Genomic DNA, 15,355 nt, shown 5'->3' with positions numbered 1-15,355 from the left:
CTGACCCTACCAAGTGAACCGGTGCGTGTCAGCGCCGAATATCCGGTACTAAGCTCGAAGGTAAAGGCACCATCCATAGCGGGAGGCACAGTGCACCGGCACTACAACGGCTTGAAAACAGCGGCACTTTTTGGCGTTTTATGGGCGGTGCTGCTGGGCCTGGGCGCGTTGATCGGCGTGGGAACACGGAGTTCCGCGCCCATCTGGATCATGGCGCTGATTGGCGTTGGCACCACCTTCTACGGGTACTGGAACAGCGACAAAATCGCCATCAGGTCCATGCAGGCCTACCCCGTCAGCGAGGCTGAAGCGCCGCAGCTGCACCAGATGGTCCGTGAGCTCTCAGTCCGCGCAAACCAGCCCATGCCGCGGATCTACATCTCGCCCACCATGACGCCCAACGCCTTCGCCACGGGCCGGAACCCGAAGAACGCCGCGGTTTGCTGCACCCAGGGCATCCTGCAGCTCCTCGACGCCCGGGAACTGCGCGGCGTGCTGGGGCATGAGCTGATGCACGTGTACAACCGCGACATCCTGACCTCTTCGGTGGCCGCGGCGGTGGCCGGTGTGATCACCTCGGTGGGCCAGATGCTGCTGTTCTTCGGCGGAGACCGGCGCAACGCCAACCCGCTGGCCATGATCGCCATGGCGCTGCTGGCGCCGTTTGCGGCGTCCTTGATCCAGATGGCCATCTCAAGGACCAGGGAGTACGACGCCGACGAGGACGGTTCCGAACTCACCGGCGATCCGCTGGCCCTCGCCTCGGCGCTGCGCAAGATCGAGCAGGGCGTGCGGATCGTGCCGCTGCCGAGGGAGCAGAACCTGGTCAACTCAGCGCACCTGATGATCGCCAACCCGTTCCGCGGCGGCGCCGTGGTCAAGTTGTTCGGGACGCACCCGCCCATGCAGGAGCGCATTGCCCGGTTGGAACGGATGGCGGGCCGGCCGCTGTAGGTGCGCGCCGCCGTCGTACGCTTTGGGCATTTCCACGCGCAAATTACCCCATGACGCAGAAAATCCCTGGCGCCGCCATATATCGGTGGCGCCAGGGATTTTGCGTAGCGGGAACGGCTAGCTGCGGAAGTTCACGAACTGCAGGTCAGCCTCGTCGAAGTCCTTCAGCAGGGCCATGGTGGCCTGGAGGTCGTCGCGGGACTTGGACGTGACGCGGAGTTCGTCGCCCTGGATCTGGGACTTGACGGACTTGGGCGCTTCGTCGCGGATCAGCTTGTTGATCTTCTTGGCCAGGTCCTGCGCGATGCCTTCCTTGATGGTGGCTTCGAGGCGGAATTCCTTGCCGGAGGCGTAGGGCTCACCGGTGTCCAGCGACTTCAGCGAGATGCCGCGGCGGATCAGCTTGGACTGCAGCACGTCCAGGACGGCCAGGACGCGTTCCTCGGAGTTGGCCTTCATCAGGATCTTCTCGCCGCTGAAATCGACCTCGGCGCCAACACCCTTGAAGTCATAGCGCTGGGCCAGTTCCTTCTGTGCCTGGTTCAGTGCGTTGGCGACCTCTTGCTTATCTACCTTGCTTACGACGTCGAACGTTGACTCGCCTGCCATGACTCTCCTTCGCTGGGGGTACGGATGATCCGGGTGGGGTTCCGGAGCCGGCGCTGCGCCGGCGATTTCTGGCTTCCAGCCTAGTACGGATGGCAGGGCGGTGGAGAGCGGCGTGACTTCACAGTTTTCTCACAGCAGAACCACGGCGGGAACGAAGCCGGGCGCGGAAAAGTTGTAGCAAGTGAACCAGCCGTCCTGAAAGGGAAAAGATGCACCGCAAGGCAGCCCGATACGTAACCAGTACTACAGCTACTGCCGCGGGTGCCATCGCCTCCGCAGCTACGGCTGCCGTTATTGCGGCGTCTGTGGTGCTCTCACCCGTTCCGGATGCGTCCACCCGTATGCAGGGCGTCAGCGAGGACCTGCTCCGGGCGGTCCAGCTCAACCAGATCACAGAGGAACAGGCCCTCAAGTTCCAAGCCCGTCTGGCAGGACGGATCGCCGGCGGGACCGGCAGCGGTGCCGCTGAAGGTTCGGCCGACGGTTCTGCTCCCGGCTCCGGTGAGGGTTCCGCCACGGGGGCCGCCCAGGCCTGAGCCGAAGCCCGGTTTTGCCCCGGAATTCCGGCCCTCAGCCGCCGATTCGATTCTTCGGCGGAAGTTCTGTAAAGTTGTCTTGCCCGCGGTTCACGGATGCGGATCGGCCCGGAAACGGACTTTTCCCGTCAGGCATCGTGGGTGATCTTCTTTTGAAGTTCGGCAGATTACCCGAGCGGCCAAAGGGGGCTGACTGTAAATCAGCTGGCAACGCCTACGGGGGTTCGAATCCCTCATCTGCCACCCAAGGAAAGCCTCCGGAACCATTAGGTTCCGGAGGCTTTTTCGTGTCCAGGACGTCAAGGGTGGTAGACCCGCCCGGCCTTTAGGGGATCCTGGTTGCCGCGATTTCGACGCGCATATTTCCTGACGCCACGGATATGCGGGCGCGTCAGGTATCCAGCGTGTCATGAGGTACTTTGCGCGTCGAAAACGGCCCGGAGGATTCACCGCGGGCCCGGATGTGAAGCCGAACCCGGGAAAGATGGCCTAATCGGGGCGGGTGGCCTGGTCTTCACTTTGCCGGTGGGCCGCACTTCGGTGTGCCGGTGTGCCGGTGTGCCGGACTGCCGCGGACTGCCGGAAGCCTCTGGCGCGGCTATGTTACTCGCGGGTAGCATTGGGGAATGCACCTGCTCCTGCGTACTCTCCTGATGCTTTTTACGTCCACCCGGCGTTCGGCGCTGACTATCTGGGACTCGTCTTCCCTGCCGCTCCGGGTGCTTCCCACGGACATTGACATCGCCATGCACGTCAACAACGGCATGTACTTCTCACTGATGGACCTGGGCCGGTTCGACCTCATGGTCCGCAGTGGCGTGTGGAAGCGGATGCGGCAGCGCGGCTGGAGTCCGGTGGCGGCCGGAGAGACGATTGCGTTCCGCAAGTCACTGCAACTCTGGCAGCGGTACACCATCGAAACGAAGATCATTGGCCTGGATGCCAAAGCCATCTACTTTGAGCAGCGGATGGTGGCCGACGGCGAGATTTACGCGCGTGCCTACATCGCCACCCGCCTGGTCAGCAAGGGAAAGCCTGTCAGCCAGGAGGAGATCATCCGGGAATTCGGAGCGCCGCCGGCGGACGTCGAGCTGCCCGAATGGATCCACGAGTGGCGGGAAACGAACGCGCTGCCCGGCAGCCGCCGCCCCGCACCCCACACCTGGTAGGCGGGATATCCAGGCCGGGCAGGCCGTATTCCCGATGACGCGGGGAGCGAACAGCCCGGTCCTGGCCGCGACATCAACAGCAGCCTCGCGTACGGTTGAATTATGGCTACCGTAGACATCACAGGTGAACAGTTCGCATCAACCATCCAGGACAATGACATCGTCCTTGTCGACTTCTGGGCAGAATGGTGCGGTCCCTGCAAGCAGTTCGGGCCCACTTACGCCGCAGTTTCGGACAAACATCCGGACGTCGTTTTCTCCAAGGTGGACACCGAGGCTGAGCAGCAGCTCGCCGCCGAAGCCGGCATCACGTCCATCCCCACGCTGATGGCTTTCCGTGAGAAGGTCCTGGTCTTCTCGCAGCCCGGCGCCCTGAACGCCCAGCAGCTGGAGCAGGTAGTGGACGCCGTCAAGGCGCTGGACATGGACGAGGTCCACGCCCACGTTGCCAAGGCACAGGCTGACGCCGCGCAGGGCGGTTCAGAACAGGCCTAAGGGCCAACCCCTAAGAACCTATAGGGAGCTAGATCCGCTCCACCTTCACGGGCTCCGCCAGCAGTGCGCTCAGCGATTCGTTGAGGTCCTGCACGGCGGTGCCCTTGGAGTGCTTCTCAAGGTCTTCTTCGGAGGCCCACTGCTCCGTCAGCACCAGCTTCTCCTCCGTGGCTTCCGTCAGTTCGTAACGGATGCAGCCGGGCTCGTTCACCACTTCGTCGATGGCGATTTCCAGCGCCAGCTTCACGCGGAAGAACTCGCCTTCGTTGGGGATGAACGTTGCCTGCAGGTCAATGGGTGCACTCATGGATTTCACAATACCGGCCCTGCGCCGCGGGCCCGGACTCCGTGACGCGGCGCCCTCCTGTTGGTAGCGTGCCAGCATGCGCGCTTACACAGCCGGGAACACTGACGTTCCACTGCTCGAAGAGACTATCGGCCACAACTTTGAGCGGGTTGCCGCCAGGTTCCCGTTCCACGATGCGCTGATTGAGGCCGCGGCCGTCCCGGGCGGCGATGCGCGCCGCTGGAGCTACACCAAAATGAACGACGACGTCGACCGCCTCGCCCGCGCACTCCTCGCCCTGGGAATCCGCAAGGGGGAGAGGGTGGGCATCTGGAGCCCCAACTGCGCCGAATGGACCCTTCTCCAGTACGCCAGCGCGAAGGCCGGTGCCATCCTGGTGAACGTCAATCCCGCCTACCGCAGCCACGAACTGGAATTCGTGGTGAAACAGAACGGCATGCGCCTGCTGGTGGTTGCCCCGTCAGACCCGACCAGTGATTACGTGGGGATGGCCCGGAACGCCTTGGACCAGTGCCCGGAGCTGCAGCAGGTGGTCTTCCTACCGGACAGCGGAGTAGAAGGGCTCGACGCCGGCGTCCCCCAACGCGAGGCGGAACTGACCTATGCGGAACTGCTCAAGCGCGCTGACGCCGTCGGGCATTCCGTCCTGCAGGAGCGGATGGCGGAGCTGGACCCGCACGATCCCATCAACCTGCAGTACACCTCCGGAACCACCGGGTTCCCCAAAGGGGCAACGCTCACGCACCACAACATCCTGAACAACGGCTTCTCCATCGGCGAGCTGCTGGGTTACACCGAGCACGACCGCGTGGTGCTGCCGGTGCCGTTCTATCACTGCTTCGGCATGGTGATCGGCAACCTGGCGGCCCTGAGCCACGGCGCCGCCACGATCATCCCGGGGCGCGGGTTCTCGCCGGCCGCTGCGCTGGAGGCGGTCCAGGACTTTGGCGGAACGTCGCTCTACGGAGTGCCCACCATGTTCATCGCCGAACTCGCGCTGCCGGACTTTGCCTCCTACGTTCTGTCCACGCTGCGCACCGGCGTTATGGCGGGATCGCTGTGCCCCGTCGAGGTGATGAACCGGGTGATCTCCGAGATGAATATGGTGGACGTGGCCATTTGCTACGGCATGACGGAGACCTCGCCGGTGTCCACCATGACGCGGGCGGAGGACACCCTGGCGCAGCGCACCGAATCCGTGGGCCGGACCATGCCGCACCTGGAGAGCAAGATCGTGGATCCGGCTACCGGTGATGTGGTGGAACGCGGCCAGGTGGGTGAGCTGTGCACCCGGGGCTATGCCGTAATGCAGGGGTACTGGGGCCAGCCGGAAAAGACCGCCGAGGCCATCGACGCCGACGGCTGGATGCACACAGGGGACCTCGCCCGCATGGATGAGGACGGCTACGTGCTGATCGAGGGTCGGATCAAGGACATGGTGATCCGCGGTGGAGAGAACATCTACCCCCGGGAGATAGAGGAATTCCTGTACACACACCCGGACATCCAGGACGTCCAGGTGATCGGCGTCCCCGATCCGAAATACGGCGAGGAACTGATGGCCTGCATCATCCTCAAGCCAGGGGCCGGACAGCTGGACGCCGAACACCTCGCACAGTTCTGCCGCGGCCGCCTGGCGCACTACAAGATCCCGCGGTACGTGGAAATCCGCGACAGTTTCCCCATGACGGTGTCCGGCAAGATCCGCAAAGTCCAGATGCGCGAAGAAGCGGTGGCACGCTTGGCGCTTTGAGGAGAACCAGGGACAGAAGCGGTCAGTGCCCCCGGTGGTCCTGGATGGTCATCCGCGGGCCGAAGGTTGGCTTGCGGAAGCCGCTCAGCCCCAGCATGCGAACCACGCGCTGCCGGTGGCCGTTCCACGGTTCCAGCAGTTTCACCATGCCGGCATCGTCCGTGCGTCGCCCGGTCAGTGCCGCGCCCACGTACGCCGCCAGGTGGTAGTCGCCCACGGCGATCGAATCCGGGCAGCCGTGGGTCCGTTGCACCACTTCAGCCGCGGTCCACACGCCGATCCCGGACAGCGTCTGCATCTTCACGGCAGCTTCCGCGGCAGGGAGTTCCGCCAGGCGTTCAAGCGCGACGGCGGAACGCAGCGCGCGCATGATGGTTGCCGAACGCTGGGGACCCACGCCAGCCTTGTGCCATTCCCACGACGGAATCCGCAGCCACTGATCGGGGGTGGGCTGGACCAGCAGGCCCGTGGGTACACCTGGGACGCCAGGTACACCGGACACGCCAGTCCCGGGCGCAGGCGTTCCGAACCGGTACATCAGGTAGCGGTAGCCCCGCCGTGCCTCAATAACCGTGACCTTTTGCTCCAGGATGGTGGGCACCAGGGAATCAACCACCCGCCCGGTGGACGGGAGGCGGATTCCTTTGTTCCGGCGTCGGGCTTCCCTGACCATGTGGGGCAGGGTGGCGCGGAATGCGGGCTCATCAAAGGCGCGCCAGTCGTCTGAGGCCCCCAGCAGCCGGGGAACGGACGCTATGCCGGATTCCGCTCCCGGACCCCAGGCCTGGGCATCCACGAAAGCCTCCCCGGCTGAGCCGCCGCCCGCACTGGTGAGGCGCAGCGTGACGGGGCCGGCCGGCGTCGTAAAGGCACTCCACATAACGGTGCCCTGCACAGAATACGAGGGGTCTCCGGCGCCCCGCAGCAACGGCCCCAGGGTCTGGGCAAGGCTGTACGGGCCGTTCGGATGCCACCGGATGGACGCGTCGGCGGCGGCAGCCAGCCGGGCCGGGGCGTCTGTGATGGTCATGGAATCAATGGTCCCACGGTGGGCTGACAAGGCTTGAAATTGGCCCTTAACCGCCACTGCGATGAGGACTAGACTGCCACTTGTGGCGCGGGGAGCCCGCGTCCATCCTTCAACGTGGCAGGAGAATGCAATGGGTGGAGTAGTGCATTTCGAAATCCCGGCGGACGATCAGGAACGGGCCCGCAAGTTCTACCAGGACGCGCTGGGCTGGCGGATCGAGCCGATCCCCGGCATGGATTACAGCTCGGTGTACACGGTCCCTTCGGATGACCAGGGTATGCCCAGCGCTCCGGGCGGGATCAACGGCGGCATGATGGCCAGGACCAGCGACCTCAGCAACCCGGTCATCACGGTGGACGTGGAAGATATCGACGCCACACTGCAGACCGTGGAGCAGCACGGCGGGTCCGTGCTGAAGCCCAAGGACACCGTCCCGGGCATGGGTTTCTACGCGTATTTCAAGGACAGCGAAGGCAACATCATGGGGCTGTGGGAGAACCTTCCGGAAGGTGAACGCGGGCAGCAGGCGCAGTAGCCGGGCCGGTGGGGCGGGGAGACGGTAGCTTTGTACCTATGAAGTACGCCCAGTCCGTTCTGGACCTCATTGGCAATACCCCGCTCGTCAAGCTGAACCACGTCACGGACGGCATCAAGGCCACTGTCCTGGTCAAGCTTGAGTACCTGAACCCCGGCGGCTCCATCAAGGACCGGATCGCGGCCAAGATGGTGGAAGACGCCGAGCGGGACGGCAAACTCCAACCCGGCGGCACCATTGTGGAGCCCACCTCCGGGAACACGGGCGTGGGCCTGGCCCTGGTAGCCCAGCAAAAGGGCTACAAGTGCATTTTCGTGGTGCCGGACAAGGTGGGCGAGGACAAGCGCGCCGTCCTCCAGGCGTACGGCGCGGAGGTAGTGGTGACCCCCACGTCCGTGGCACCGGACAGCCCGCAGAGCTACTACGGCGTGTCAGACCGGCTGGTCACGGAGATCCCCGGCGCCTACAAGCCGGACCAGTTCTCCAACCCGGCCGCGCCCGGCAGCCACTATGAGAGCACCGGGCCGGAGATCTGGCAGGACACGGACGGCAAGGTCACGCACTGCGTGATCGGCGCCGGCACCGGAGGCACCATCACCGGGACGGGCCGGTACCTCAAGGAAGTCTCCGCTGACCGTCCGGAGGCCGACGGCGGACGGGTCCGGATCATCGGGGCCGATCCGGAAGGTTCGGTCTACTCAGGCGGCACGGGCCGGCCGTACTTCGTCGAAGGTGTTGGCGAGGACATGTGGCCGGACAACTACGACAAGACCGTCCCGGACCAGGTCATTGCCGTCTCTGACGCCGATTCGTTCGCCATGACCCGGCGCCTCGCCCGCGAGGAAGGCCTGCTGGTGGGCGGATCCTCGGGCATGGCTGTGGTGGCCGCGCTGAAGGCGGCCCGCGATCTTCCCGAAAGTGCCGTCGTCGTGGTCATCCTGCCCGACTCCGGCCGCGGCTACCTGGCCAAGATCTTCAATGACCAGTGGATGCGCTCCTACGGCTTCCTCTCCGGCGGCGAGGAAACCTCCGTCGGCGAGGTCATCAAGTCCAAGACCGGCGAGCTCCCTGACCTGGTCCACATCCACCCGAACGAGTCCGTCCGCGACGTCATCAACATCATGAACGAGTTCGGCGTCAGCCACATCCCGGTCCTGTCCGCGGAGCCGCCGGTGGTCATGGGTGAAGTCCTTGGCGCCGTGGATGAGCGGAGCCTGACTTCCAAGCTGTTCCGCGGCGAGGCCAAGCTGACGGACAAGATCTCCGAACACATGGGCCCCCGCCTTCCGGTGATCGGCTCCCTCGAAACCATCTCCGCGGCCAGGGAGCTGCTCTCCGACGTGGACACCGTGATGGTCACGTTCGTTGGCGCGCCCGTAGGCATCCTGACCCGCCACGACCTGCTGGCCTACCTCAGCAACTGAAAAGGAGCACCATGTCCGCCTCTGAGAACCAGGGCTTCAACACCCGTGCCGTCCATGCCGGCCAGGCCTTCGAACCCCGCACGGGTGCTGTGGTTCCGCCGCTGCACTTCAGCTCCACCTACGCGCAGGACGGGATCGGCGGGCTGCGCGACGGTTACGAATACGGCCGCGGAGGCAACCCCACCCGCGATGCCCTGCAGGAACAGCTGGCGGCGCTGGAAGGCGGCAGCCACGCGTTCTCGTTCAGCTCCGGTCTCGCCGCCGAGGATTCGCTGATCCGTGCGCTGACCCGTCCCGGGGACCACATTGTGCTCGGCAACGATGCCTACGGCGGCACGTACCGGCTGATCAGCCGGGTCCTGGGGGAGTGGGGCATCGGCAACACTCCCGTGGACATGGCGGACCTCGACGCCGTCCGCGCCGCGGTCGCCGCGAACAAGACCCGCTTTCTGTGGGTGGAGACGCCCTCCAACCCGCTGATGAAGATCACCGACATCGCGGCGCTCGCCGAAGCAGCCCACGACGCCGGTGCCCTCCTTGTGGTGGACAACACCTTCGCTTCCCCCTACCTGCAGACCCCGCTCGCCCTGGGTGCCGACGTCGTGGTTCACTCCACCACCAAGTACATCGGCGGGCACTCGGACGTTGTGGGCGGCGCCATTGTGGTCAAGGATGCGGAGCTGGCAGAGAAGATCGGCTTTGTGCAGTTCGCAGTGGGCGCCGTTTCCGGGCCGATGGATGCCTTCCTCACCACGCGCGGCCTCAAGACCCTGGGCGTCCGGATGGACCGGCACAGCGACAACGCGCAGGCCGTGGCCGAATGGCTGCTGGAGCGTCCCGAGGTGGAGGCCGTGCTGTACCCGGGCCTGCCCTCGCACCCCGGCCATGAGCTGGCCAAAAAGCAGATGAAGAAGTTCGGCGGCATGATCTCCGTGCAGTTCAAGGGCGGCGAGGCTGCTGCGCGCAAGGTGGCGGAGTCGACGTCGGTGTTCACCCTCGCCGAGTCCCTGGGCGGCATCGAATCGCTCATGAACTACCCGTCTGAGATGACCCACGCCTCAGTCAAGGGCACCGAGCTCGCGGTCCCGGTGAACCTGATCCGGCTGTCCTGCGGGATCGAGGACGTCGAGGACCTCATCGCAGACCTGGAAAAGGCCTTCACCTTCATCCAGTAGCCCGCCCGCCCCTCCCAACTGGGTCGCACTTAACGTCGCCAAAACGCCGAATGACGACGTTAACTGCTACCTAGTTGGGGTGGGCGTGGTGAAGTAGGCGCGGGTCGAGGGCAGGAAACGGCAGACGACGGCGAGGACCACCCCGAGTGCCAGCAGCACAACACCGCTCATAAACGCGCCGCCGACGCCGAGGATCCGGGTATCGCCGTACTCCGGGTCCCACATCTGCACGGCGGAGATGAAGAACGCCGCAGTGAGTAGCAGCGCCCCCGCCAGCGGAAGGATGCCGCGGAACCACAGATTGCGCGCGGAATCCCGGAGCGTGCCCCGGAAGAACCAGAAGCAGGCAAAGCCCGTCAGTGCGTAATAGAAGGCGATGAACAGGCTGATGGCGCTGATGGAGTCGGAGAGCAGGTTCTCGCTGATGAAGCTCATCAGCACGTAGTAGGCTACCGCGGCGATGCCCATGACCCGGGTGGAGAAACCCGGTGTCTGGTTGCGCGGATGCACCTGGCCGAACTTTGGCGGCAAGGCGCCGTGGACGCCCATGGACAACGTCCCTCGCGCTGTGGGCAGGATGGTGGTCTGGGTGGAGGAGAGGACAGAGGCCAGCACGGCCACGATGATCAGCCAGCCCCACGGTCCCAGCACCACGTCCTTCATGGCGAGGAAGACATCGTCCTGGTTGGCCTCGTTGCCCAGCCCAATCCCCTCCGCGCCCACTGACGCGTACATCATCACCAGGACCGCCACGGAAACGTAGATGGCCACCAGGACGAACGCTGAAATGACGGCGCCGCGGCCGGGCGTGGTGGCCGGGTTCTCGGTCTCCTCATTGACCGCCAGGCAGGTATCCCAGCCCCAGTAGATGAACAGGGCCAGCAGCATGCCATGCACCACGGCCCCCGGATCGGCAAAGGCCCCCACCGGGTTGAACCATTCGAACGTGAAGGGCTCGTAGCTGGCTGCTCCGCCCACGGCGTTGCCTGCCGCGCTCCCGGCAATCCCCACGATGATCGCCACCGCGAAAATGCCCAGCGCGATGTACTGCACATAGGTAAGGACCCGCTGGACCTGTTCACCCAGCCTGATGCCGCGGTAGTTGACCAGCGTCATGAAGGCGATGAACAGCACGCCCGTGGCCGTGACCAGCACCTTGTTCTCCGCCAGCGACCCATCGCCGGTCAGCAGCCACAGATACTGCCCGGCCACCTGCGCCAGGTTGGCCAGCACCACAATTCCGGCCAGCGCCACGCCCCAGCCGCCAAGCCAGCCGGCCCAAGGTCCGAAGGCCCTGCGGGACCAGGTGAAGGTGGTTCCGCAGTCCGGCATTGCGCTGTTCAGTTCCCGGAACGCGTAGGCGATGAACAGCACCGGAATAAAGCCCAGAAGCAGGATCAGCGGTGTGTACGCGCCGTTCACCGCCACGATGAAACCCAAGGTGGCGGCCAGGGAATACACCGGAGCCGTTGACGCCAGGCCCAGCATGACGGAGTCGCCCAGGTCCAGGATGCCCGCGTGCAGCCCCTTCGCCGGGACACCGGTGCCGGACGGACCGGACGGGCCTCCCGCCGTCGTGATCTCTGTGCTCATAGTGCGATACCTGCCTTGCTGGATGCGGCATCCGGTTGAAAGGGTGCCGGGGCGTCAATGGTGTTGGGCACGAACCTGCAGTAGTAGTCGGTGATGGGGCCGTCCGATTCGCGGATCCCGCAGCCCACGGACTCGCCGTCCACCACCCAGAGGCCAAGGACCGGCCGGTTGCCGTCGAAGTCCGGCAGGGGATGGTACTGCTGGTAGCACCAGCCCTCGCGGCCGTAGTCTCCGGGCTGTTCAAGCTCGATGCCCGGGGCATGGATGCGGATGTTGTCCCCTTCGCGGCCGTGCAGGGGCTTGGCCACCCATTCCGTCAGCGGCCCCGGCTCATTCAGGTAGGCGGGCAGCAGGTTCGGGTGGTTGGGAAACAGGTGCCACAGCGCAGCGAGGAGGGCCTTGTTGGACAGCAGCATCTTCCACGCAGGCTCCACCCACCGGGGATTGTGTGCCCGCTCCAGCAACCGGTGCCCGAACGGCTCCTTCATCATCAGCTCCCACGGGTACAGCTTGAAGATGGTGCTGATCATGAAGTTGTCCAGGTCCACAAAGCGGTTCAGGTTGGGGTCCCAGCCGATGTCGGACATATTGATGCCAATGGTGGTCCAGCCTGCCTGGCTTGCCGCGTCCCGCATATAGGCCGCCGTCATCCAGTCCTCGCCGGATTCCTCCAGCTCCGAGTGCGCCACATGGAGCGTGCTCATGCCGGTGCGGTACTGCATTTTCTTCCACTGCCGGATCAGGGCCTCGTGGATTCCGTTCCACTGGTCCTTCTCCGGGAAGACGTCCTGCAGCCAGAACCACTGGGCCACGGCGGCTTCGATCAGGCCCGTAGGCGTGTCCGCGTTGTACTCGAGCATCTTGGCCGGCCCGCCCTGGCCGTCGTAGATGAAATCGAAGCGGCCGTAAATGTCCAGGTCTCCGGCCTGCAGGGATTCGGCGGCGAGCGCCAGGGCTTCGGGGCCGATCCCGATGGTGCCCATGGCGCCGGTGGCCAGGAATTTGGCCGCTTCCAGGCACATCCCGTGCATTTCCTCGGCGGTCTGCTCGAGGGTTTCCACCTCATCCATGGTGAATTCGTAGTACGCGGCCTCATGCCAGTATTCGATCTTCTCGCCGCTGGGCATGGTGGTAGTGGAGAACACCAGGCCCTGCTCCTGGATCTTGTCCTTCCAGTCGGCCCTGGGCTCGGAAAGCAACCGTTTCACGCCTAGCCTCCCGTGCTTCCACCCTTGGAGCTGCCGCCAAAGCCGCCCCGGCTGACCGTTCCGCCCTGCGGGCTGTACCCCGTGGAGGCCTTCGCCCCCGGAGGGACCGTCCGCGTGAAGTCCGGCGCCGTGGACCGATTCTGGCCGATGGCGGGGACCATTCCGCCCCGGGAGTAGAAGTACCAGGCGTAGAGCGCCCCGCTGCGTCCGGCCGAGCTTTGGCACTGGGTATCCTCAACGCGCTCGCCGGTTTCCTCGTTGAAGCAGACCTGCGCGTACTCGGGTTCCTCATTGCTGGCAATAACCGCGGTCAGGGTGCCTGCCAGCAGGGCCGTGACACCCAGGCCCACGACGACGGTACGCCGCTGGGAGCGTTTCTTCACCTTGTCCCTCTCACGGGCCTCCTCCTCACCGCGGGGTGCCCCGCCGCCAGGCTTTGGGAGAGGGGTGTTCAGGAGTTCGGGACGAAGCTCGGGTTTGGGGACCTGCCATGGTGGGGGCTTGGGCGCGCCCGTGCCGGATGTTCCGGCGTTCCCGGAGCCGCCCGTGCCGGCTGCGCCGCCTTGAGCCGGCTCGTTGTCCGGATCGCTCCTAGATGATTAAGTCCTATTGGATTTAGTGGTCGTAGGCGATTAGGGAGCGTTTGCGGGGCGCGTCGATTCGCCAGTTGTGCCAGATGCCGGCTGCGAGGGCCAGGAGTCGTGCAGCGACGCGTGCTTTGACGCCTTCAAGGGTGCGCCCGCCGTGGTTTTCGAGGGTGAGTTGGCCTTTGAGGGTGTCGAAGACTGATTCGATCCATTGGCGGATGCCGCCGAGTTTGCCGAAGCGTGGCTTTTCGTCTTTGCGGTCGGGTCTGATGAGGTGGGCGCCGAGGTCGTCGGTGATGAATCGTTCGAAGTCTTTGCCGGCGAAGCCTTTGTCGCCCAGGATGACTGGCCGGCGTGGACGAGGTGATGGTCTTTTTCCAGCAGGGCCTGAGTGACTTCGCGTTCTCCGATTTTCGGGTTTGCCAGGCCCCAGATGACCGGCATTCCTTCAGGGGTGCTGATCAGGTACAGGCGGAAGCCCCAGAAGTAGCGGGAGTGCGACGCGCAGTAGCCGTAGCCCGCGTGCCCGGCAAGGTCGGAGCGTTTGACGGTTTCCCGTGACATTCCGCAGGGCAGTGGGGTGGAATCGACCAGTCGGAGCACGTCGTGCCAGGACGGGGTGTCCTTGGCCAGGGCTGTGATGGTCGCGGAGATCAGCGTCCCGGCGGCCCGGAGGCGTTTGTTGTAGCCGGACTGTTGCGGGATGCCCGGGAACATCCCCGTCAGGTGGGTCCGGGCGTATCGGATCCATCTGGTTTCGGAGGAGTATCCGAGCAGTTGCTGTGCCACCGCCAGGCAGAGCAGCTCGGCATCGGAGAGCCCGGGCTTGCGCCCGGGCCGCCGGTCCCGGGACACGCCAAGATCAGGGAGGACACGGTCGGTGAGAAGGGCATAGAGTGTGGTCAGGAGAGTGTCTAGTTCGGGGTTCACATACCGGGTTTAACACTCTCCGCCCTACTTTAAAAGGCTCCCCACCGTCCTACGCAATAGGAATTACTCATCTAGGATCCATGGCGTCCCCCTTGGTGTTGCAAGCTTTTGGTGTTGCACAGTATTGCCGTGGTCAATCCACAGCCCAGCGTAGCGGGTGCTGCCTGCGGCGGGAACCTACACTGGTGCCATGGAAACCGCATCAGTTCTGGCCGTCTGCCGCGTAAGTCAACTCCATCCGGACCAGGGGAGCGTGGGCGTGACTGCCATCGACAAGCGCCCCGTGGAGGGGCCGGTTAAGGTCCACAAGCTGGGCCTCCATGGGGACGTCCAGGCGGACCGGATCAACCACGGCGGCGAGGACCAGGCGATTTATGCCTACTCACAGGCGGATGCCGACTTCTGGGCGGCGCAGCTGAACCGCGATCTTCCGCCGGGAATCTTCGGCGAGAACCTTCGGGTCTCCGGGATCGAGGCTACCGGCGCGGTCATCGGGGAGCGCTGGAAGGTGGGGCTCGACGTCGAACTTGAGGTCACCTCGCCGCGCACCCCGTGTGCCACTTTCCAGCGCAGGCTGGGCGAACCCCAGTGGGTGAAGCGGTTCACCGAGGCAGGCCGGATCGGGGCGTACCTGCGGGTGGTGCACACCGGAAGTGTCCAGGCCGGGGACCACATCCACCGGACCTTCGTTCCGAAACACGGCATCACCATCGGCCGGTGGTTCAGTGAGCCGGACCTGGAAATGGTGGAGACCCTCCGGGATGCGGAGGCCGACGGCGAAATCCGGTTGCAGCCGGAGTTCCACCAGCGGTTTGCGCTGCTGGAGCGCCGGCTGGGGTTGTAACTCCCGCGCACCTGGAGCGCTGTGGGCAAGCTCACCGCCGTCGATTTTCCCCGGCTGGGCTGCGTGCATTACACTTGAAACATCCCCCACTCCGGAAATCCCTTATTCCTGCCCAATTTTTGAGGCAGGACTGGCAAGTGTTGGGGCCCGCTATTGCGATGCGGGCATTTTCATAGGGAGAGCCGGCTAAAGAAAACGCTGTACAG

The 15,355-nt window shown here is 64.8% G+C and carries 13 protein-coding genes, 1 tRNA gene and 3 pseudogenes; 10 read left to right on the top strand and 7 right to left on the bottom strand.

Annotated features, from left to right (window positions below):
• Nucleotides 1-90 precede the first annotated feature (90 nt).
• Complete coding sequence (gene htpX, locus ACPJW8_RS14170) at nt 91-954, top strand: zinc metalloprotease HtpX (protein WP_330194320.1); 864 nt, start codon at nt 91-93, stop codon at nt 952-954.
• A 117-nt stretch (nt 955-1,071) separates the two neighbouring features.
• Here htpX and ACPJW8_RS14165 read toward each other — a convergent pair whose 3' ends face one another.
• On the bottom strand, nt 1,072-1,563 hold the full coding sequence (locus ACPJW8_RS14165) for a YajQ family cyclic di-GMP-binding protein (RefSeq protein ID WP_330187356.1): 492 nt from the start codon (nt 1,561-1,563) through the stop codon (nt 1,072-1,074).
• Nucleotides 1,564-1,772: 209 nt separating this feature from the next.
• Between ACPJW8_RS14165 and ACPJW8_RS14160 the strand changes: the two are divergent.
• The 4 genes and pseudogenes from ACPJW8_RS14160 to trxA all read left to right on the top strand — a co-directional run.
• Nucleotides 1,773-2,009, top strand: a pseudogene (locus ACPJW8_RS14160) (hypothetical protein); the annotation flags it as partial.
• A 251-nt stretch (nt 2,010-2,260) separates the two neighbouring features.
• A tRNA-Tyr gene (locus tag ACPJW8_RS14155) sits at nt 2,261-2,342 on the top strand.
• Between the two features lie 383 nt (nt 2,343-2,725).
• Nucleotides 2,726-3,268: an acyl-CoA thioesterase gene (locus ACPJW8_RS14150; RefSeq protein ID WP_330187365.1), complete on the top strand. Its 543-nt coding sequence runs from the start codon at nt 2,726-2,728 to the stop codon at nt 3,266-3,268.
• 102 nt (nt 3,269-3,370) lie between these two features.
• Nucleotides 3,371-3,763: a thioredoxin gene (gene trxA / locus ACPJW8_RS14145; RefSeq protein ID WP_330187366.1), complete on the top strand. Its 393-nt coding sequence runs from the start codon at nt 3,371-3,373 to the stop codon at nt 3,761-3,763.
• A gap of 28 nt (nt 3,764-3,791) precedes the next feature.
• Here trxA and ACPJW8_RS14140 read toward each other — a convergent pair whose 3' ends face one another.
• Nucleotides 3,792-4,070 carry a putative quinol monooxygenase gene (locus ACPJW8_RS14140; RefSeq protein WP_261619261.1) on the bottom strand — a complete coding sequence of 93 codons (279 nt, stop codon included), beginning with the start codon at nt 4,068-4,070 and terminating at the stop codon, nt 3,792-3,794.
• A 76-nt stretch (nt 4,071-4,146) separates the two neighbouring features.
• Between ACPJW8_RS14140 and ACPJW8_RS14135 the strand changes: the two genes are divergently transcribed.
• Nucleotides 4,147-5,823, top strand: coding sequence for an AMP-binding protein (locus ACPJW8_RS14135; protein WP_330187367.1), 1,677 nt, complete (start codon nt 4,147-4,149; stop codon nt 5,821-5,823).
• A gap of 22 nt (nt 5,824-5,845) precedes the next feature.
• On the opposite strand, the gene ACPJW8_RS14130 is transcribed toward ACPJW8_RS14135, so the two are convergent.
• Entirely contained in the window at nt 5,846-6,853 is a 1,008-nt protein-coding gene (locus tag ACPJW8_RS14130; RefSeq protein ID WP_330187368.1) for a 3-methyladenine DNA glycosylase, read from the bottom strand.
• 130 nt (nt 6,854-6,983) lie between these two features.
• On the opposite strand from ACPJW8_RS14130, the gene ACPJW8_RS14125 reads away from it, so the two are divergent.
• Genes ACPJW8_RS14125 through ACPJW8_RS14115 form a run of 3 tightly spaced genes read left to right on the top strand, consistent with a single transcriptional unit; the run spans nt 6,984 to nt 9,987 of the window.
• Nucleotides 6,984-7,388: a VOC family protein gene (locus ACPJW8_RS14125; protein ID WP_330187369.1), complete on the top strand. Its 405-nt coding sequence runs from the start codon at nt 6,984-6,986 to the stop codon at nt 7,386-7,388.
• 38 nt (nt 7,389-7,426) lie between these two features.
• Complete coding sequence (locus ACPJW8_RS14120) at nt 7,427-8,812, top strand: cystathionine beta-synthase (protein WP_330187370.1); 1,386 nt, start codon at nt 7,427-7,429, stop codon at nt 8,810-8,812.
• Nucleotides 8,813-8,823: 11 nt separating this feature from the next.
• Nucleotides 8,824-9,987 (top strand): cystathionine gamma-synthase, encoded by a 1,164-nt coding sequence (locus ACPJW8_RS14115; protein ID WP_330187371.1) that lies wholly within the window; start codon nt 8,824-8,826, stop codon nt 9,985-9,987.
• A gap of 66 nt (nt 9,988-10,053) precedes the next feature.
• Here the strand turns inward: ACPJW8_RS14115 and ACPJW8_RS14110 are convergent, their stop codons facing one another.
• The 4 genes and pseudogenes from ACPJW8_RS14110 to ACPJW8_RS14095 all read right to left on the bottom strand — a co-directional run bounded on the left by ACPJW8_RS14110 (nt 10,054) and on the right by ACPJW8_RS14095 (nt 14,305).
• Nucleotides 10,054-11,580: an APC family permease gene (locus ACPJW8_RS14110; protein WP_330187372.1), complete on the bottom strand. Its 1,527-nt coding sequence runs from the start codon at nt 11,578-11,580 to the stop codon at nt 10,054-10,056.
• The gene (locus ACPJW8_RS14105; protein ID WP_330187373.1) at nt 11,577-12,788 is read right to left on the bottom strand and encodes a glutathionylspermidine synthase family protein; all 1,212 of its coding nucleotides are present in this window, start codon (nt 12,786-12,788) and stop codon (nt 11,577-11,579) included. Before ACPJW8_RS14105 ends, ACPJW8_RS14110 begins: the two co-directional genes overlap by 4 nt.
• Before the next feature lie 2 nt (nt 12,789-12,790).
• Nucleotides 12,791-13,378 (bottom strand): annotated as a pseudogene (locus ACPJW8_RS14100) (Tat pathway signal protein); the annotation flags it as partial.
• Nucleotides 13,379-13,403: 25 nt separating this feature from the next.
• A pseudogene (locus tag ACPJW8_RS14095) lies at nt 13,404-14,305 on the bottom strand (IS982 family transposase).
• A gap of 190 nt (nt 14,306-14,495) precedes the next feature.
• On the opposite strand from ACPJW8_RS14095, the gene ACPJW8_RS14090 reads away from it, so the two are divergent.
• A complete protein-coding gene (locus tag ACPJW8_RS14090; RefSeq protein WP_330187375.1) occupies nt 14,496-15,149 on the top strand; it encodes an MOSC domain-containing protein in 654 nt (217 codons plus the stop codon).
• Nucleotides 15,150-15,355 lie beyond the last annotated feature (206 nt).

It is taken from the genome of Pseudarthrobacter sp. J47 (assembly GCF_049810315.1).
In the GTDB taxonomy this organism is placed as follows: Bacteria; Actinomycetota; Actinomycetes; order Actinomycetales; family Micrococcaceae; genus Arthrobacter.
Note: the sequence above shows the minus strand (reverse complement) of the source record. Positions and strands in the feature narration are given on the sequence as shown.

Bases quoted from the DNA above. Each gene is read 5' to 3' on its own strand.
- ACPJW8_RS14165 (WP_330187356.1), bottom strand. From the start codon at position 1,563: ATGGCAGGCGAGTCAACGTTCGACGTCGTAAGCAAGGTAGATAAGCAA.
- ACPJW8_RS14150 (WP_330187365.1), top strand. From the start codon at position 2,726: ATGCACCTGCTCCTGCGTACTCTCCTGATGCTTTTTACGTCCACCCGG.
- trxA (WP_330187366.1), top strand. From the start codon at position 3,371: ATGGCTACCGTAGACATCACAGGTGAACAGTTCGCATCAACCATCCAG.
- ACPJW8_RS14140 (WP_261619261.1), bottom strand. From the start codon at position 4,070: ATGAGTGCACCCATTGACCTGCAGGCAACGTTCATCCCCAACGAAGGC.
- ACPJW8_RS14135 (WP_330187367.1), top strand. From the start codon at position 4,147: ATGCGCGCTTACACAGCCGGGAACACTGACGTTCCACTGCTCGAAGAG.
- ACPJW8_RS14130 (WP_330187368.1), bottom strand. From the start codon at position 6,853: ATGACCATCACAGACGCCCCGGCCCGGCTGGCTGCCGCCGCCGACGCG.
- ACPJW8_RS14125 (WP_330187369.1), top strand. From the start codon at position 6,984: ATGGGTGGAGTAGTGCATTTCGAAATCCCGGCGGACGATCAGGAACGG.
- ACPJW8_RS14120 (WP_330187370.1), top strand. From the start codon at position 7,427: ATGAAGTACGCCCAGTCCGTTCTGGACCTCATTGGCAATACCCCGCTC.
- ACPJW8_RS14115 (WP_330187371.1), top strand. From the start codon at position 8,824: ATGTCCGCCTCTGAGAACCAGGGCTTCAACACCCGTGCCGTCCATGCC.
- ACPJW8_RS14110 (WP_330187372.1), bottom strand. From the start codon at position 11,580: ATGAGCACAGAGATCACGACGGCGGGAGGCCCGTCCGGTCCGTCCGGC.
- ACPJW8_RS14090 (WP_330187375.1), top strand. From the start codon at position 14,496: ATGGAAACCGCATCAGTTCTGGCCGTCTGCCGCGTAAGTCAACTCCAT.